Origin of the sequence: Undibacterium sp. RuTC16W (genome assembly GCF_049339445.1) — a bacterium.
GTDB lineage: Bacteria > Pseudomonadota > Gammaproteobacteria > Burkholderiales > Burkholderiaceae_D > Undibacterium.
On record NZ_JBMPPE010000010.1, the window covers coordinates 102,794 to 122,083 of the forward strand.

Consider the following 19,290-nt stretch of genomic DNA (forward strand, 5'->3'; position numbering starts at 1 on the left):
ATGCCATCACACTTATTACACCAGCTGTCGCCCCAGTTGCGACAGCGCTGGACGCAAGTCAGAGAGCGTTCGCTGCGCATTGCGGCCTGCTTGTCGGCTGAAGATGCGGGGGCACAATCAATGCCGGATGCCAGTCCGCTGAAATGGCATCTGGCGCATACCACCTGGTTTTACGAGACCTTTATCCTGGCTGAATGTGAATCCGGCTTTCAGCCTTTTCACCCGGCGTTTCGGCTATTGTTTAACTCTTATTACAACGGCATAGGCGAAAAACATCCACGACCGCAGCGAGGTTTGCTAACACGCCCCAGCATCGACGAGGTGCAGGTATACCGGCAGGATGTTGACCGGCGTATGCAGCAGTTGTTCAATCCCTCCTCCAGTGATTCCTTCAATGAAACCCTAGCTGCGACGAACACCTCCGCTAGCCTGATCGGGTTAGTTGAGCTGGGTATACAACATGAACAGCAGCATCAGGAGTTGATGCTGACCGATATCAAGCATCTCCTGTCCTGCAATCCTATGGCTCCCGCAATGCTGACCAGCATCGACACAGATAAAAATGACGATATAACAGATCGTTGCGCTGACGTCGTGCAAACACAGCAATGGCGAACATTCGCAGCGAATCTTGTGGACATCGGTCATGCTGGCGATGGGTTTTGCTTCGACAACGAAGTACCCAGACACCGGCAATTTGTCGAAGCATTTCAGCTGGCACCAGCATTAGTCAGCAACGGCGACTATCTGGCGTTTATCGACGATGGCGGCTACCAGAATCCTGTTCACTGGCTGGCCGAAGGCTGGGACTGGATACAGCAGCACCACATCCGGCATCCGCTGTATTGGCGACACGGATCAGACTGGCAAGAATATAGTTTATACGGCTTACGCGAACTACCTCTGCAACAAGCGGTATGTCACTTATCGTATTTTGAGGCGTCCGCCTATGCAAGCTGGGCAGGTGCGCGACTCCCGACCGAAGCCGAATGGGAATGCGCCGCACGGCAAGAAAAACAGCATCGCCAGGAAGCTAGGGATAACGCCATATCGCAACTCTTCGATTGTTGCTGGCAATGGACCAGCAGCAGCTACGCGCCCTACCCCGGCTACGCAGCAGCAACAGGTGCGATCGGTGAATACAATGGCAAATTCATGGCAAACCAGTATGTTTTGCGCGGCTCCTCCTGTTTTACACCCCAAGATCATTCACGCATCAGCTATCGTAATTTTTTCCCCTCCACCGCCCGTTGGCAAAGAACCGGCATCCGCCTCGCCCGCAGCGTAGCGACTGTCCTCTAATTTCATTAAGGAACTCTATGCCAAGCGCTATCTGGAACAATGCCGTCATCGCCGATGCCGATGCCTCCGAAGTCATCGTGGTCGAGGGCAACACTTACTTCCCGCGACATGCGATCAAATCCGAACATTTCCGGCGTACCGAAAAAGAAACCGTCTGCGGCTGGAAAGGTACGGCCAATTACTTCGATGTCATCGTCAACGACGAGGTCAACGCCAACGCCGCCTGGACCTATGAACATCCCAAAGATGCAGCAAAACAAATCGCCAGTTTTGTCGCCTTCTGGAAAGGTGTGACGGTCGTTGCGTAAGGCTGTAACAAATAAGGCAGTAACAAAATAAAAATGGCGCATTATTTACTAATGCGCCATTGTCAATTCAGCTTACTCAGCTTACTCAGTCTATTCAGCCGCTAAGAAGCCAGTTTATTTTTTCAAGGCATCCAGAAAACCGATACGATCGGTCGTCGCATTACGTGCATCTTCGAGACCAATTTTTTTCTCGATCAACAACTGCTTCAAAGACATGTTCATCGAAAAGCACCCCGGATGCTGCTTGCTCGCGTCACCATCCATCAAAGCCCGCAGACCAGAGATGCCGCCGGTTTCTATCATCCGCGCCACCGCAGGACTCGAGGTCAGACATTCCGTCGCGAGGTAATAGCGTTCGCCTTCGACTGACGGCAATAACGCCTGACATAGAACACCGCGCAAAGCCTGGGCCAGTGCTTGTGCCTGCGGCTCGCCGTTACCCAGCAAGCGCAACATTTTTTGCAACCCCAGCTCGGTCGAACGCGCATGCAGAGATGCCAACACGAGAGGCCCGGACTCCGCCAGCGCCAGCGCCTCTTGTGCCGTCTGCGCATCGCGGATCTCGCCGATCACAATCACATCAGGACGCTCACGCAGAGCATCCAGAGCGCCCAGATAATAGCTCTCGACGTCACCGTCAAAGCCGACTTCGCGTTGCGTGATGATGCATTTGCGTTGCGGTATCAGCGTCTCGACCGGATCTTCGATCGTAATGATGTGACCAGAGCGGGTCTTATTAATCTGATCAAGCATCGACGCAATCGTGGTCGATTTACCCTGGCAGGTATCACCGATGATCAACACCAGACCGCTAGTCAGTTTGGCAAAATCCTGTTCGCACTGACGCAAACCCAGCTGACTCAATTCCATCGGCTCACGCGGGAAACGACGAATCACGCAACCCAGCCGCTTCTTGCCCTGGAACGTAAAACAGTTGGCACGGATACGCGCCGTGTTCAGATCAATCGAGCGGTCAAATGCGCGATCCTGTATCCGCGCAGACCAGTTCGGCTCAATGACTTCAAAAAATTCTTCAAGCTCTTCTTTAGTAATCGGCGAATCCGTCACCGCAACCAGGCCCTTAGGCTGACGCAACATGATAGGACTATTTTGATGAATCAGAATGTCGCTAAAACTCAGACGTGAGTTCAGCAAATGCAAAATTTGCTCAACCAGGGTACCAAATACCGGGTGGTCTTCATTCTCGATATACGACAGGGTACGGATCTGCGAGGACATATGGGCTTCCATCATTATTTGATCTCTGTTTGGAAAATATGCCTGATTATAAACTCAGTATATTTGCAGATGGGAAAGATTCTGCGATTTGTTGCTTTGGATGATTTTTGCTGCTTAAGAAAGTCGCAAGCTGTTCTAGTTGCCAACCGTATTTCACGTCACGGCAAGCATTCAGATTTTTGGAAATTGGCGTTGTCGGGTTGTCCCGTTCGGGTGCGCTACATGCTTTATAGCTTATTCGGCTATGTCGTGATCAACTTCATCTTTTGTATCAACAATATGCCAGGTCATCAAGGCGGATTGAATACGTCAAATGACGGAACCGACGTGCGGCTCTTTTCCGGACATTGGATGGTCTTCTACGCCGTAGCGTTTGCAACGCTTTACTCAGCAATCAATAACCCGCATCTGCTAAAAAACCGGAAGTGCGATCACGGGCATGAGGTCGCACCATTCGACAAGTTCTGTCCAACATGTGGCGCAGTTTTGGTGCCTGATCACCCGAAAGTCTGATCCTCGTATCAAACGCCCCGCCTACCGGTTACGCCCCCAAAAACTCAATCAACCCCTGATTGAATTCCGCCGCATGAGAAAGATTAAATCCGTGCGGGCCGCCCTTGATCACGCATAGCTGACTTCCCTTAATCGCCTTGTGAGTGCGGGCGCCGCTGACTTCCAGCGGTACGATGGCGTCAGCGTCACCGTGGATGATCAGGGTGGGGACAGTGCACTTAGTCAGGTCGTTGCGGAAGTCGGTGTAAGAGAATGCACCTATGCAATCCAGCGTGCCTTGTGGCGAGGCAAATGAGGCGATCTCACGTGCATATACGCGTTGCGCTTCGCTAACCAGCAACTTGCCGCCAGCGCTGAAAAAAATCGCGGTGAAGGCATCCAGAAAAGCAATGCGGTCCTTGATGACGGCGCCCTGAAACTGCTGGATCATTGCATCGTCCAAGCCGCCTTCAGGATTGTCATCGGACTTGTAGAGATACGGCGGAACAGCACCGGCAAACACGGCTTTGGCGACGCGCTCCGTGCCATATTTGCTGATGTAGCGGGCGACTTCGCCACCGCCCATGGAGAATCCGACCAGCGTTGCCTTTTTCAGATCGAGATGGGTCATCAGTTGATGCAAGTCGGCAGCAAAATGGTCGTAGTCGTAGCCTGACCATGGCTGTGATGACCAGCCAAAACCGCGCCGGTCATAGGTAATCACGCGGTAACCGGCTTCTATCAGGGCCGGGACTTGCGCCTCCCACGAGCGTCCGCTCAGTGGCCAGCCGTGGATCAGGACAACGGGCAAACCGCTACCGTGGTCTTCGTAATACAACTCGACCGGGGCTTGCTGAGCATTGTCGATTTTTAGTATTGGCATGTCATAACTCCTTGAGATAGAGATGGAACAGCGATATCGCAACACCACGCTGGCCTGGCGCGACGATGATGGTGTTGATGCTGCAGGATCGTTGCTGCCTGTGCCGCATGCGAAGGACGGACCGGAGAGTGTCTTCGCAACAGCGGGAAGGCGAGTGGAATCGTGTTACGGAAGTCCCGACCTGACCGCTCTCGTCACAATGATCTTTACCAACCGCTGAATCACTCCACCAGCAACGGAATCATCACAGCCTCAGTGCAGATACAGCAGGTCAGAATTATCTCAAATAATTATTAAATCGACATGACAAAAACAATTTTTTACCGCGTATTGTTGTTGAGGTTTTATGTGCGCAAGTGGCTGGATTATTCGTAGTGAACGGCGCGTGGAATCAATGATTGCCCGAATCGTTAGCCATACATTTTGCGCTTGGCTTCGAGTCGCTGTTGGGCATCTAAAGACAGCGTGGCAGTTGGCCGGGCTAAGAGTCGCGGTATCCCGATCGCGTCGCCTGTCTCGGTACACCAGCCATAATCACCTTGCCCGATGCTGGTCAGCGACGTTTGAATTTTCTTGAGCAGTTTGCGCTCGCGGTCACGGGCTCTTAATTCGAGTGTATGTTCTTCTTCCATGGTGGCGCGATCTGCCGGATCTGGCACCAACACGGTCTCTCGCAGGTGCTCCGTCGTTTCATTGATATTGTGTTGCAGCTCGACCTCCATGTCCTTGAGTCGTCGGGTGAAAAAGGCGAGCTGCACGCTGTTCATATAGGCATCGTCGCCCATGGCACGAATTTGCGCCTCGCTCGGAACAGACACCAGATTGCGAGCAGCGTCAGCGGCGTCATTAACATTGTCAAAAGAGGATTGGTGATTGCGCATAGTGACTCCAGGGTGATCATTACAATATGAACCAAGACGGATATGGCGACTGTGCGCTGACGCACAAAAGAGAAATCGCTTTTCAGCCTCCGGTTCTTCAACGGCATTAAGTACAACTGGTGAAATGAGCAACTTACGATCAAATCGGCCTGGCGATTAATATCAAGCTAAAGGCAAAAATCAAGGCTTCTCACCACAGAGGCACAGAGATACCGAGAAAAGCATGCGTATATGATCCGTGAAATATCGATATCAAAATGAACCCGCAAGTAGTATGCGCCTGTTAGCCTGAAATGCCTCTGAAAGCCGCATCCAGCCTGCGGATTCAGTGTGGTGACGACTAAAAATCCTTTAACCAATATTTGGTCTAACCGCTTTTACTCCTGACTTTCCTCGGTGTCTTAGTATCTCTGTGCCTCCGGGGTGAGAGATTTGGGTTTTGTGACAGTCCGGCATCAATCCCGCCGACATCTGCAGCTCTCCCGCATCACCCCTTCTGCACTGATGACCTTAACACCAACTCATAATAAAAATTGAACTGCCGGCTAAAAAGAGAATTCGTTTTAAACAGAGCAACAGGGATTGCAAACGATTGTGATAAATGCGTCAAAATATAAAAATATTTCTGCACACCAAAAATCTCTTGGCTAGACTGAAGGTGAACTGATGCTTGTATTGTTTCTGTTTTATCCTATTGTCAAGTGTGGGTTCCATTAGGAGAACGATCTTGAATACCCCTCCCTTCCCACATACTGAATCTGAACGTGTTGCGGCGTTACATGCCCTGCATGTGATTGATACCGGCCCAAAAGCCGAACTGGACGCGCTGGTCAAAGCCGCCTCACTGGTGTGCGGCGTACCAATATCGCTGATTAATTTGGTCGATACAGAAAAAGTCTGGCTAAAGGCGAATCTGGGTCTGCCCGGTGTTTCTGAGGCTCCCCGGGATATCGCGTTTTGCTCGCTCGCGATTCTGGAAAATGGCATGCTTGAAATCCCGGATACCTTGCTGGATCCTCGCTTTGCCGATAACCCGCTGGTCATCAATGATCCTCTCATCCGATTCTATGCAGGCGCACCGATCAGCATCGGAGATGGCCATCGCATCGGCACCTTATGTGTCCTAGACAAACAACCTCAACGTTTAAACCTACAACAACGTGAGATTCTGCTCTGTCTTGCAGATACGGCAGCAGCGATCCTCGAAGGACATCGCGACAAGCGGGCGCTGCTTGAGAAGGGGCAGCGGTTTGCCGATATTATCGAAAGCACGCGCATCGGCACCTGGGAAAAAAATTTCCAGACTGACGCAATCAAATATAACGAGAGATGGGCGGAAATCACCGGCAGGACATTGGCTGAATTAGGTAAATTGACTACCCAGACCTGGGTCGATCTCATTCATCCGAGCGACAGAATATTGTCGCAGCTAGAGCTGGAAAATCATTTCAACAACCGCGTCAACCGCTATGAATGCGAAGTCCGATTACAGCATAAAAATGGATCATGGATCTGGGTATTAGACAGCGGCAGAGTCATCAGCTGGACTGCCGATGGCAAGCCAGAATGGATGCTGGGCACCCTGCTCGACATCACTGAACGCAAGCATCAGGAAGAAAATCTTCGCAAAAGCCAATTGTTCCTGGACCGGACAGGCAAGCTGGCCGGTGTCGGCGGATGGGAAGTCGACCTGATTACCAACGATATTTACTGGTCAGATGAGACATGCCGCATTCATGGCGTGCCTGCCGGTTTTAAACCGACGATGGATGAGGCGATTCGCTTCTATGCACCTGCCGCTCAGCCTGTCATATTGGCCGCCGTACAAAACGCCATTTTAACGGGGAAGAGCTGGGATCTTGAATTGCCATTTATCCGTGCCGATGGGCATCCTATCTGGGTGCGCGCGGTAGGCACAGTGGAGTTCGCAGATAAAAAACCGATACGGCTGTTCGGTGCTTTTCAGGATATCACTCAGCGCGTTAAAGAAAACCTGGCATTACAGGCCGCAAATGATCGCACCACACTCGCCACCGACAGCGGCGCAATCGGTATCTGGGAATACGATCTGATCAGCGGTACCGTAATATGGGACGCGTGGATGTACCGTCTATTCGGAATGGTGCCACGTAAAGAAACGAGCACGATTGAGCTCTGGCTAAACCAGATTCATCCGGCCGATGTGAAAAAAATTGAATACGCAGCCAGGCAAGCGGTGCGCGGAGAAAATAATTTTGACACCGAATACCGGGTGATCTGGCCAGATGGCAGCCTGCATTATCTCAAGGGCTCGGCCATCGTCAAGCGTAATGCCGACGGGACTGCTCTGCGCATGGTCGGTACAGCCATCGACATCTCAGTACCAAAAAAACTCGCACTGGAATTGGCTGAACAGCACGCCCTGCTGCACGTGACGCTCAAATCTATCGGCGACGCCGTCATCACCACCGATTCTAAAGGCTATATCAACTGGCTCAATCCCGTCGCAGAGCGGATGACAGGATGGCTCGTCGATGAAGCAAAAGGCAGGTCGCTGACGCAGGTCTTCCACATCGTCAATGAAGAAACCCGCAAGCCCGCCGCTAATCCGATCACCGCGTGCCTGGCGCAAGAAAAAGTGGTTGGCTTAGCGACCAGAACGATACTTATCTCCCGCAACGGGACTGAGTACGGCGTTGAAGATTCTGCCGCGCCTATCCGCAATGAGCGCGGCGACGTACTCGGTGTGGTGCTAGTGTTTCATGACGTAACAGAGCAGCGCCGCCTGTCTGGCGAGATGAACTTCCGTGCCAGCCATGATTTGCTCACCGGTCTGGTCAACCGTGCAGAGTTTGACGTACGGTTACGGCGAGTTCTGCAGATGGCGCATAGCGATCAAAGCCAGCATGCCTTGCTCTACATCGATCTTGATCAGTTCAAGCTGGTCAACGACGCCTGCGGACATGCCGTAGGCGATCAGTTACTACAACAAGTCGCCAAGCTATTTGCAGAAACAGCACGGACCCGCGATACCCTGGCAAGGCTGGGTGGCGACGAGTTTGCTATCCTTCTTGAGCAGTGCTCCGTCGATCAGGCACAGCGGGTGGCACAAAAAATATGTGACCGGATGGATGATTTCCGCTTCACGCATGACAACCGGCGTTTTCGGATTGGCGCCAGTATCGGCCTGGTTCCCGTCGACAGCCGCTGGCCCATCACAGAGGCGATTATGCAGGCCGCCGATACCTCTTGTTATGCAGCGAAAGAAGCAGGACGAAACCGCGTACATGCCTGGTTTGACACCGATCTGGCGATGCGTGCCCGTCATGGCGAAATGCAATGGACAACGCGGATAGAACAGGCACTCGACGACAATCATTTCGTACTCTATGCACAAAAAATTATCGCACTGAACGATCAGTCTCCGGGCTTGCATGCCGAGGTCTTGCTAAGGATGCGGGACACTGACGGATCGCTGATCGGGCCCGGTGCTTTTTTACCAGCAGCAGAGCGTTTTCAGCTCGCGACACGGATCGATAAATGGGTATTAAAGCACACCATCGCATGGATGAAGACGCTCGCCTGTATCGACCACATCGGCAAAATCAGCGTCAACTTGTCAGGCCAGTCAGTCGGTGACCGCGCCTTTCACCGCTGGGCAATCGATCTGCTCAAAGAGACCGGATCGCGGATCTGTTCACGGCTATGCATAGAAATCACAGAAACTGCCGCCGTCACCAATCTCTCGGATGCCGCGCTGTTTATCGAACAGATCCGGGAGATCGGCGTGCGCGTAGCCTTAGATGATTTCGGTGCCGGCGCATCATCATTCGGCTATCTGAAAAAAATGCCTGTCGATTATTTAAAAATTGACGGTCAATTCGTCGTAGATGTCGTCACGGATCCTTTAGATGAAGCCGCGGTCAGATGTTTTGCCGACGTCGCCAAAGTAGTTGGCGTAAAAACGGTCGCCGAATTTGTTGACCATCCGGATGTACTGGCAAAATTACGAGAGATCGGAATTGATTTTGCGCAGGGGTTTTTACTGCACAAACCTGCACCGATTGACGAGCTTGCCATGCACCAGAGCGAGATTCTAAGCGTCGCCTGAACACAGATCATGCAGGCGACAGAGGAGAATAGGTGATGAGCAATATCAACGCCTCAAAAACCACAAAAAAACAAGATTTAAAAACCGAATCCGCAAGCTTGGTGCGCCTTCTGGCCTGAAATGCCACTGAAAGCCGCACCCAGTCTGCGGATGTGATATTAGGAACTTCTAAAAACCCTTTCATCGATATTTCATGAAAACCCTTACTCCTGCTCCCCCGCTACTCTGGCGTGTCCTCGGTGTCTCGGTGTTTCTGTGGTGAGAGGTCCTGACTTTTTTACGTAAGTCCGTCGATGTAATTTTTTAATGTGAAGGTTTTTAGACATCCTTTATTAGAAACTTAAAAATCCTCCATCCGAAAACATCAAGCCGGAGACATCTCCTCCGAACTCACCGCCCTTGCCTTATTTACCGAGCTGATCCGCATTGATGACCTCGTCAGGAAAAACAATCCCGATCATTTCGCCGATCTCGGCAATTGACTTCTGCATGCGTTCAAACTTAGGTGGTACCGCTAATTCTTCCTGAATTTGCAGACCATATTTTTTCACTACATCGGCCTGCGACAGCACGTAACCATAGGCGAGTAACTTGGGACGGCGGGCTGGTGAGGCAGGAACGACAACGACTTTCCAGAACAATGTTGGCACGGCAATCGCCACTCCGCCGACCTTGACGGACTTGATACTGTCATCAGTCAGCACCGGTCCGGCAAACAAGACCGCCTGACCGCCACCGGCTGTCACCTGTTTTTCTACGACAGATTCAAACTCACCCCAGATTCCTTTAACACCAGCGTACATTGGTTGTTTGGTGAAGTTGTCTTTCGGATTTTCCTGATTAAATGCCTCATGCTGAGGCGTGCAGTTGGTCCAGTGATAGCTGTCGGCATTGGCGAATGCGGTCTCTTCGCCTTCGACACCCCAGCAGTTATCTTCTCTGCGCACAATATGGCCGCGATCTATACGTTTGCCGGGTCCATAGATGTCTTTATCCTTCAGTTGCAATGCAGGTGGAACACGCGGATCCACTGCCCAATCCTCGCCGCCCAGATCCTGACGCTTACGCTTGTCCTGCCGTGCCGCATCGGAGTAATCAACATTCGACGCTGTCCACATACACATACGCAATGCCTGATTGAAGGCCAGCGAATAATGGTGGTAATGCAGGATCAGCGGATCATCTGCCGTCAGGCCGGACACATCCACATCAGGCACGGCACGATCCGTATCGGCATAGTTCTGATAATCCTTGACGCAATAAAGCTCGCTCAGGCGTGACGCCGCGATAGTAGGTAAAGGCAAGGCGACACCGAGAAAGTGATCGTCGTAACCAGTACGCGATGCATAGTCCGGATCGAAAGTTTGTCTGGCCTCGGTCGCGACGGTACTCACACTGAATGCCATATTATTGATGTTGCTGGCATTGTTGGCGTTGCCAGTATCGGCTCCGACACTGCCGTCATTGGTATTGTTCGCCAGATTGCCCGGTGCATACACATGTATCGTCACCGGACCGTTGAATGAAAATAGATTGTTTGCCATGGTGCTTCTTTCAGAGGAGGAAACAGCTTGAGGACTCGCGGTGTAGGCGACGAGAGGGTCTGTGGTGCTAGTCAGTAATCGCTCCAGCATCAATCGCTGCGCGGAAGAGCTGCCAGATGCGCTCGCATACAAAGCCCCAAGCCGCTTGATCACCGCACTGATGCGCGCACCTTCGTTAGCAATCCAAACGACATCGTTTTCGCTATCGGCATCTTCATTAAAAGGCTGACCGCTACGGGTAATCACCTGATCATTGACGATCTTAGGAATCCCCGCGTGATGGACCCCCAGCAATTCCCAATTGGCGTTGAATAAAGGGGATCCGGATGAGCCAGGCAAGGTATCCGTTTCGTAATGCAGAAAACCTTCGGGCAAGATATCCACCAGACGATTATTGGTTACGGCAAACGCACGGGGCCCGCCATCAGGATGCTGGATGATATTGACAGGCATACCGGTCAGGGTTTTGCCGGTAGCCACAATCAGGCGGCATACACCGACATCAGCGAGACGCTCGCCATTGGTGCCGTTGTCAGACACACCGACCAGCGCAAAATCCAGCACCGGATCCGCAAAGTAAAAACGCTCGACGTCAATCGTGAAATAGCTTCCGGCAGCAGTGCCACGTTCATCCCGGATATAACCAAAATTAGCCGCTGCCTGAAAAGCCTCTTCCTTACGGGGGAAAACATGGTGGTTCGTCATCAGCAAACCCGGCGCCACCATGAAGCCCGTCGCAATCGCGCTAGGGCTGTAGCCATTACCCGGCAATCTGACAATCCGCGCCACAGGAGCCGCCGCCTTCAACGCCAGATCGCCTGGTGCCACCATCGTAAAATCCACCGTCGGCCCGATAATCCGCTCTTGAAAACGCAAATTAACCCGAGCCGATTCACGCAAAGTATGTGCTCGCACCTGATCAACTGGATCCGCCGCACCGATGCCACTCTGAGAAATTCTGGCAAGACCCGCTTCCCGCACCACCGTCCTCTCTCGCCACCGACTTAACGCCGCTGCATTTGCCGAACGAACCGCTTGCGCTAAAGCATTATCAATATCAGCCATCGTCAGTCTCCCATTAAACTAGCTGGTCACTCTTTGACGTTACAGATTTGCTACCACAACATTCATGTCATTCCTTTGGTGCTAAAAATATTCTAGTCCACGTATATGACAGTTCCATGGCAAATATCAGAGAATTTGTACGAAACTTGATGGTTCCGTGCCGCAGAGAAATAGTAGGAAGGAACTTTGTTTGTATCTGGCGTTCATAACGACAATACTGGTGCAATCAAAATATGCAAGTAACGCTCAAGAAATTGAAAGTCCAGCACTCATGAGGCCTTGCAGCCAATATCGGCCTGAGAGCCGCATGGGGATTGCGGAGTCAGTTCCCAAAACAACTCACCGCAGAAATATTGAGACCCGGGAGACCCCGTGAAAAACAGGAGTAAGCTGTAATGCCGTTCAGGTAAGCCGCAAGCTTAAAATCGTCATTCCGGGGCAGGCAGGGAGCCAGCGTCTTTTGGCAATGACGACGCTAGATTCCGACCTTCGCCGGAATGACAAAGCGAAGAGCATGGTTTAGGTAAAAAGCTTGAAGAGTGAACAGTTCCATCGACTATCGATTAAAGTTTTTTTTAGAAGTCTCTGATGAATTTTTAGAGATATTTTTTTAGGTAACCAGACCGCTTTATTGAACGCACGTCAAAACCGAAGGAGTCATCATGAATCGTCAAACACTGATCATCAATTCCGTGCTGTGGGCAAGTACCATCATCGCATCCGCCATCGTCGGCGCACCAAGCCTGCTCACCACCGTACTGCTACCCGCGCTGGCGATCATGTCGCTGATACTCACAGAGCGCAAGCCAAACACGCAATAACAGACAAAACAATTCGCTGAGCTCAGAAGCTTAGTAATAAGAGTAAGGCGGAATTTGTCTGTGAGCATTTCACCATCAAGGACATTTAACGCAAACGGTACGCAACGCTATTACCGTTGCTTTTGAATTTGCAGTTGACCTGCAACCCGCTGTGGCGCTGCCGTTTGAGCAGGTCAGGAATGGAAAAAGAAGTGTCCGTTGTCTGAGCCGCAGGCGAGTTTCGGACACTTCCCATTTTTTGACCTGCTTAAACGTGAACCCGAAGGGCAGCGACTGTGCGGTCGCCTTCTTTTGCTTACTTTTCTTGGCGAAGCAAGAAAAGTAAGTAGCCGCCGGTCTACCACCGGCCTGCAATCCAGGCAGGCGACATCCATAATTTAACAAAAGACGGTGCGCTCGGCGCACCCTACGACTACTACGAATCCTACGAAACTAAAGCTGCCGTTGATTGAAGTTCAGTTTTACAGTATCTGCAATTACTATCCGTCGCGAAGTTGGAACCGCCACAAGCTGAGCATTTGACTGGGTCTAGTTTATTCGATCGATCTTCCAGATAGTAGTAAATAATCAGAGAAAAAATTCCTAATGGCAGTACAAATAGCCAAGCAGCAGATCTCTTTTTTGCTCTTAAATAAAATAAACAAGCAGCCAAAAAACTACCTGTACACACGAAAAGAACTACATTGATTAACCGCTCCTGAATACCTAAGTTTAGTACCTTTATGGCGATGATAATAATCATACTTACAAAATACACTAACGCAGCGGTATCTCTCTTTTTTAAATAATGTGGTGTCATCGTAGGCTTTTAAATATTAAGTTTTAGTTTATGAGAACCATCACAACGGTCAGAATGTTGAGGCCGGAACAAATATAAACTCAGATCAACTTTTCAACAATATTTTTAATTTGGAATTAAAAATACTTTAAGTCTCAATACTAATAAGTCTAATTACCCAGTCCGCTTCGCAGCAATAGCATTCCCAGCACGACTAACCGCCTTCCGCCCAAGATGCCCGGAAATAAACTGCCCGGCATCCACCACCGCATTTAAATCAATCCCAGTAACAATCCCCAAGCCCTGCATCATAAACAGCACATCCTCCGTCGCCACATTACCCGTCGCCCCTTTCGCATACGGACAGCCGCCTAGGCCTGCAACAGATGAATGGAAGATCGAGATTCCGACTTCCAGACTCGCATAAATATTCGCCAGTGCCTGACCATAGGTATCGTGAAAATGTCCCGATAAACTATTTAACGGAAAATCCTGCGCAACCAGTTGCATCACATGTTGTACCTGCCTGGCAGTGCCGACGCCGATAGTGTCGGCAATGTCGATTTCATCGCAACCCAGATCGCGCAGCCGCTTGACCACATCCGCAACGCTGGCGGGATCAACCTCGCCCTGATACGGGCAACCGAAAGAGCAGCTAATCGAACCACGCAGGCGGATCTTGTTTTGCTTGGCAGCTAGTGCAACATCACGGAAACGCTCTATCGATTCGGTGATCGAGCAATTGATGTTCTTTTGTGCGAAGGCTTCAGACGCCGAGCTAAAGATCACCACTTCGTCAGCACCGGCGGCGAGCGCTGCTTCGAAGCCTTTCATGTTTGGGGTGAGTACCGAGTAAATCACACCGGCCTTGCGCTGGATGCCTGCCATGACTTCGGCTGAGGTTGCCATCTGTGGCACCCATTTGGGAGAGACAAACGAGGCGGCTTCGATATTGCTGAACCCGGCATCGGTGAGGCGATTGACCAGCGCGATTTTGACCTCGGCAGGGATGCTTTCTTTTTCGTTCTGCAGGCCATCACGTGGACCGACTTCAACGATGTTGACTTGTTTGGGTAAACTGGTCGTCATATTAATATCCTCTCGATGCGTCAACGATACCGCTGATCACCTGACCTTGTTGCAGTGCCTGAATCTTGTCGGCGATCTGCCTTGCGCTTTCGTCACGCAGGGTGAGTGCAGCGATATGCGGGGTAATACTGATGCGCGGCTCGGACCAGAATGCATGTCCGGCTGGCAGCGGCTCTTGCTGAAATACATCGAGGGTCGCGCCTGCAATATGCTCCTCTTGTACCAGCGCCAGCACGTCCTGTTCGACCACATGCGCACCGCGTGCGACGTTGATCAGGTAAGCGCCTTTGGGTAATTTTTGCAAGTTCTCGCGATGCAAAATACCGTATGTGTCCTCGGTCAAGGGCAGGATGCAAACGAGTACGCGCGATGCTTGTAAAAATGCATCCAGGCCGTCTGTCCCGGCATAACAAGTAACGCCGGGAATATGTTTTTGCGTGCGGCTCCAGCCATGGAGCGGAAAGCCAAAATGAGCAACCGCATCAACGATGCGCTGCCCCAATACGCCGAGCCCTAATATGCCGACGCTAAAATCGCTTTTTTCAAACGGCTTCAAAAACCGCCAGTGCTGCGCGTCACGCTGGTGATCGTAGCTGTCAAACCGCCGGAAGTATCGCAGCACCGCGTGGCTGACATACTCTGCCATCTGTATCCCCATACCAGCATCGTCGAGACGAATCACCGGCACGCCGGCTGGCAAGGCATCCCCCAACTGCAAAATCGCGTCAACACCGGCACCGAGATTAAAAATCCCTTTTAAATCGCTGCGGCCTGCCAGCATCGCAGCAGGCGGTTTCCAGACAATGGCGTAATCAGCAGGCGCAGTATCGCCCTCATGCCAGACGCGGATGTGGTGCTGCGGGAGTGCGAGATTGAGGCTGTGCAACCAATGATCCGGATTGCCGCCGGTGGCGTGGAAAATAATTTTCATATTCGATAGCCGTAATATTTCCCCTCCCACAAGCGGGAGAGGGTTCTGACAATCAGCTTAGTCTTGCTTGAAACTCAGCAAAGGTGCGCCCTCTGCGACCTGATCGCCGATCGCGTACAGCACCTCATCGACCACGCCGTCATGCGGTGCGGCGATAGTGTGTTCCATCTTCATGGCTTCCATGATCAGCAGGGCATCGCCTTTTTTGACTTCTTGCGCTGAGCTGACCAGGACAGCGACGATCTTGCCCGGCATCGGTGCCGTGAGGCGACCGCCTTCGGCCTCGGCTTCGCCTGCGTGGGCGAGGGCGTCGTGGTAATGCAGATCAGTATGCACGCCACGGCTAAAGACATGGAAATGCTCGCCATCGCGCACCACCGTGCCCGTGATCGTCTGGTCAGCGATTGTCAACACCAGATCACTCCGGGTTGCCGATCCAAGTTTGACCTGAGCTACTGCACCTCCCGTCTGGACCTGCCATCCACCCGCCAGATAAGTCAGCAGGACATCATGCGTCTGGTGTTCTTCGGTGAATTGCAAAGCGCGTTGCAATTGACTATTCATGCGCCAGCCCTGGCTGCTTTGCCACGGGTCACTGCCTTGGGATTTTTCAGACAACACGAGTGACACGCTTGCCAGCGCCAGTGTCGTCAGCGATGCAGCGACCGGCATCGGAAATAATTCGTCCTGATTACGCTCGATCAAACCCGTATCCAGATCTGCGCCGGAGAAGGCTTTGCTGCCGATCAGGCGCGACAAGAAGGCGATGTTCGATGACAAGCCGACGATCTGGTATTGCGACAAGGCCTGTGACATACGCGCCAGCGCTTCGGTTCTGTCTTTGCCCCAGACAATCATCTTGGCAATCATCGGATCGTAAAAAGGAGAAATCGTATCGCCTTCACGGACACCGCTGTCGATACGGAATGCCGCCGGATCCGCGCTACCGCCAAGCTCAAAATGTACTGCGGCTGGTGTGCGTGCGTGGCGCAAAGTACCGATCGATGGCAAGAAGCCTTTTTCCGGATTCTCCGCGTAGACCCGGGCTTCAATGGCATGACCATGAATACGTAATGCAGACTGCAGCATTGGCAGCGGCTCGCCTGCGGCAACCCGCAATTGCCATTCAACCAGATCCGTACCGGTGATCATCTCGGTCACGGGATGCTCAACCTGCAAACGGGTATTCATTTCCATGAAATAGAAAGAACCATCCTGATTGGCAATAAATTCCACGGTACCGGCACCGACATAACCTACCGCCTTTGCAGCAGCGACGGCGGCCTCACCCATGGCAGCACGGCGTTCTGCAGTCATCCCTGGCGCGGGTGCCTCTTCTAATACTTTTTGATGGCGACGCTGTACCGAGCAATCGCGCTCAAACAGGTAGACGCAATTGCCGTGCGTGTCGGCGAACACCTGGATCTCGATATGACGAGGGCGTTGCAGATATTTTTCGGCGAGAACCTTGTCATCACCAAAGGAGTTAATTGCCTCTCGTTTGCAAGAGGCGAGTGCATCTTTAAAGTCAGAGGATTTTTCAATCACGCGCATGCCTTTGCCACCGCCGCCGGCGCTGGCTTTGAGCAAGACCGGATAGCCGATGCGGTCAGCTTCTGTTTGCAAAAAATCGGCATCCTGATTATCACCATGGTAGCCGGGCACCAGCGGCACATTGGCTTTTTCCATCAATGATTTAGCGGCCGATTTACTCCCCATCGCCTCAATCGCCGAGGCGGGAGGTCCGATAAAGGCGATACCGACTTTGGCGCAAGCATCAGCAAATTCGCTATTCTCGGATAAAAATCCGTAGCCAGGATGGATCGCTTGCGCACCCGTTGCCAGGGCGACTTCGATGATCTTATCAGCACGCAGATAGCTCTCTTTAGCGGGAGCCGGTCCGATCAGGACAGCTTCATCGCAGACAGCCACATGTTTCGCGTTCGCATCGGCTTCGGAGTAGACAGCGACAGTTTTGATGCCCATGCGGCGTGCGGTAGCAGCGACACGGCAAGCGATTTCGCCACGGTTGGCGATGAGTATTTTGGTGAACATGTCTCTAACCTCTGTTGGATTTTTTTCTGTTTTTTTAATTGCAGCTACCTGCTTTGGCTTCGACCTTGCCGCGGGTTTTCAAACCCAATTTATCGAGCAAGACGCGGTCATCTTCGGCTTCAGGATTTTGCGTGGTCAGTAATTTATCGCCGTAAAAAATCGAATTGGCACCAGCCAGAAAGCACATCGCCTGTACGGCTTCGCCCATCTGGCGACGACCGGCTGACAAGCGCACCCGGGCTTTTGGCATGGTGATGCGGGCTACCGCGATGGTGCGGACAAATTCCAGAGGATCGAGCGGGTCGAGACCATGCAGAGGCGTGCCCTCTACCTGCACCAGATGATTGACAGGCACGGATTCTGGATACGGGTTGAGGTTTGCCAGTTGGGCAATCAAACCAGCGCGCTGGCGGCGTGATTCGCCCATACCAACGATGCCACCGCAGCAAACCTTGAGTCCGGCACTGCGCACGTGACCAAGTGTATCCAGCCGATCCTGATAATCGCGGGTAGAAATCACATTGCTATAGAACTCGGGGGCGGTGTCCAGATTATGATTGTAGTAATCAAGGCCCGCATCAGCGAGGCGTTGCGCCTGTTCTTCTTTCAGCATGCCTAAAGTCGCGCAGGTTTCTAATCCCATGGCCTTGACTTCGCGCACCATGGTTTCTACTTTTTCCATGTCGCGGTCTTTCGGTGAACGCCATGCTGCCCCCATACAGAAACGGGTTGCGCCGTTTTCACGAGCGGCTTTGGCGGCATCTAAGACTTCGCGCACATCGAGCATTTTTTTTGCTTCGACGCCGGTGTCGTAACGCGCTGCTTGCGGACAGTAACCGCAATCTTCTTCGCAACCACCGGTTTTGATCGACAACAAGGTCGCAAGCTCGATATCGGCATTCGGGAAGTTTGCGCGATGCGCAGTCTGCGCCTGAAACATCAAATCATTAAACGGTAAATCAAACAAGGCCAGGACATCATCTACTGGCCAGGTATCGGCTTCGATTTTTTTGACTGGTGCTTGAAATTGAACCGCTTGTTGTGTTTGTTCTTTGGCTTGCATGAGTCTTCCTTCACTTCAATAAATTCACATTGATATACGCGGCAGCACGCTGCGCCAGCGTTACGTCTGCACCCGGTGCGGATGCATCTAATCTTGGTATCTGTCCTAATAAAGGTGCGGATAATCGCATCTGTAAAGCCGCTATGTTATCAGCAAGGTAGAGCATGTCCGGATCGACGGTATTCGCGACCCAGCCTGCCAGCCTTAAACCACGTGCAGCAATCGCTTGCGCCGTCAGCAAGGCATGATTAATACAACCGAGGCGCAAGCCCACAACCAGAATCACCGGCAAACCCAGTTGCTGTGCCATATCGGCAGTGTCGTACTGCGCTGTCAGCGGTACACAGAAACCACCGACGCCTTCCACCACGACGGCATCTGCCTGCGTCGTCAACTGCTGGTAACAAGCGCGAATATGCGGCAAAGAGATCATCACCTGTTCACGCTGCGCCACGATATGCGGTGCAGCAGGTGTCTGCATCAGATACGGACAAACTAATTCCAGCGGCGCACTGACCGATGATGCGGCAAATAAAGAGTCGACATCATCGTTATGTAATACGCCATCGCGCACATCAGCACCGGCAGCGATGGGCTTCATGCCGACACTACGCCAGCCTTGCTGCGTCATTGCATGCAGAACGGCGCTGCTAACCAGTGTCTTGCCAATCTCGGTATCTGTACCGGTCACAAAATAATCATGCGGACGTAAATGTGCATGTTTATTTATATCGGTATTTCGCTCGGCA

The 19,290-nt window shown here is 52.0% G+C and carries 14 protein-coding genes; 5 read left to right on the forward strand and 9 right to left on the reverse strand.

Translation table 11 applies throughout. The annotated features are described in order from the left end of the window. Both egtB and ACO0K4_RS17245 read left to right on the forward strand, forming a co-directional pair. Positions 1 to 1,302, forward strand: a complete 1,302-nt coding sequence (gene egtB, locus ACO0K4_RS17240) for an ergothioneine biosynthesis protein EgtB (protein WP_422957948.1) — start codon at positions 1 to 3, stop codon at positions 1,300 to 1,302. Positions 1,303 to 1,319: 17 nt separating this feature from the next. Beyond that, positions 1,320 to 1,610 (forward strand): DUF427 domain-containing protein, encoded by a 291-nt coding sequence (locus tag ACO0K4_RS17245; RefSeq protein WP_422957906.1) that lies wholly within the window; start codon positions 1,320 to 1,322, stop codon positions 1,608 to 1,610. A 114-nt stretch (positions 1,611 to 1,724) separates the two neighbouring features. Here the strand turns inward: ACO0K4_RS17245 and ACO0K4_RS17250 are convergent, their stop codons facing one another. Next, complete coding sequence (locus ACO0K4_RS17250) at positions 1,725 to 2,861, reverse strand: type IV pilus twitching motility protein PilT (RefSeq protein ID WP_422957949.1); 1,137 nt, start codon at positions 2,859 to 2,861, stop codon at positions 1,725 to 1,727. 57 nt (positions 2,862 to 2,918) lie between these two features. Between ACO0K4_RS17250 and ACO0K4_RS17255 the strand changes: the two genes are divergently transcribed. Next, complete coding sequence (locus tag ACO0K4_RS17255) at positions 2,919 to 3,362, forward strand: hypothetical protein (protein ID WP_422957907.1); 444 nt, start codon at positions 2,919 to 2,921, stop codon at positions 3,360 to 3,362. A 28-nt stretch (positions 3,363 to 3,390) separates the two neighbouring features. On the opposite strand, the gene ACO0K4_RS17260 is transcribed toward ACO0K4_RS17255, so the two are convergent. Together ACO0K4_RS17260 and dksA are read right to left on the reverse strand one after the other, a co-directional pair. Next, positions 3,391 to 4,224 carry an alpha/beta fold hydrolase gene (locus tag ACO0K4_RS17260; protein ID WP_422957908.1) on the reverse strand — a complete coding sequence of 278 codons (834 nt, stop codon included), beginning with the start codon at positions 4,222 to 4,224 and terminating at the stop codon, positions 3,391 to 3,393. A 410-nt stretch (positions 4,225 to 4,634) separates the two neighbouring features. Then, entirely contained in the window at positions 4,635 to 5,009 is a 375-nt protein-coding gene (dksA, locus tag ACO0K4_RS17265; protein WP_422957950.1) for an RNA polymerase-binding protein DksA, read from the reverse strand. An 823-nt stretch (positions 5,010 to 5,832) separates the two neighbouring features. Here dksA and ACO0K4_RS17270 point away from each other — a divergent pair. After that, complete coding sequence (locus ACO0K4_RS17270) at positions 5,833 to 9,195, forward strand: EAL domain-containing protein (protein WP_422957909.1); 3,363 nt, start codon at positions 5,833 to 5,835, stop codon at positions 9,193 to 9,195. Positions 9,196 to 9,599: 404 nt separating this feature from the next. On the opposite strand, the gene ACO0K4_RS17275 is transcribed toward ACO0K4_RS17270, so the two are convergent. Continuing rightward, complete coding sequence (locus ACO0K4_RS17275; RefSeq protein WP_422957910.1) at positions 9,600 to 11,804, reverse strand: DNA/RNA non-specific endonuclease; 2,205 nt, start codon at positions 11,802 to 11,804, stop codon at positions 9,600 to 9,602. 662 nt (positions 11,805 to 12,466) lie between these two features. Between ACO0K4_RS17275 and ACO0K4_RS17280 the strand changes: the two genes are divergently transcribed. After that, positions 12,467 to 12,625: a hypothetical protein gene (locus tag ACO0K4_RS17280; protein ID WP_422957911.1), complete on the forward strand. Its 159-nt coding sequence runs from the start codon at positions 12,467 to 12,469 to the stop codon at positions 12,623 to 12,625. A 952-nt stretch (positions 12,626 to 13,577) separates the two neighbouring features. Here the strand turns inward: ACO0K4_RS17280 and ACO0K4_RS17285 are convergent. The 5 genes from ACO0K4_RS17285 to bioD are packed head-to-tail and all read right to left on the reverse strand — an operon-like array spanning position 13,578 to position 19,271. Then, positions 13,578 to 14,492, reverse strand: a complete 915-nt coding sequence (locus tag ACO0K4_RS17285; protein WP_422957912.1) for a hydroxymethylglutaryl-CoA lyase — start codon at positions 14,490 to 14,492, stop codon at positions 13,578 to 13,580. Position 14,493: 1 nt separating this feature from the next. Further along, entirely contained in the window at positions 14,494 to 15,423 is a 930-nt protein-coding gene (locus tag ACO0K4_RS17290; protein ID WP_422957913.1) for a 2-hydroxyacid dehydrogenase, read from the reverse strand. Between the two features lie 57 nt (positions 15,424 to 15,480). Beyond that, entirely contained in the window at positions 15,481 to 17,478 is a 1,998-nt protein-coding gene (locus tag ACO0K4_RS17295; RefSeq protein WP_422957914.1) for an acetyl/propionyl/methylcrotonyl-CoA carboxylase subunit alpha, read from the reverse strand. A gap of 34 nt (positions 17,479 to 17,512) precedes the next feature. Continuing rightward, the gene (gene bioB, locus ACO0K4_RS17300) at positions 17,513 to 18,541 is read right to left on the reverse strand and encodes a biotin synthase BioB (RefSeq protein WP_422957915.1); all 1,029 of its coding nucleotides are present in this window, start codon (positions 18,539 to 18,541) and stop codon (positions 17,513 to 17,515) included. A gap of 10 nt (positions 18,542 to 18,551) precedes the next feature. After that, positions 18,552 to 19,271 carry a dethiobiotin synthase gene (gene bioD, locus ACO0K4_RS17305; RefSeq protein WP_422957951.1) on the reverse strand — a complete coding sequence of 240 codons (720 nt, stop codon included), beginning with the start codon at positions 19,269 to 19,271 and terminating at the stop codon, positions 18,552 to 18,554. Positions 19,272 to 19,290: the final 19 nt, after the last annotated feature.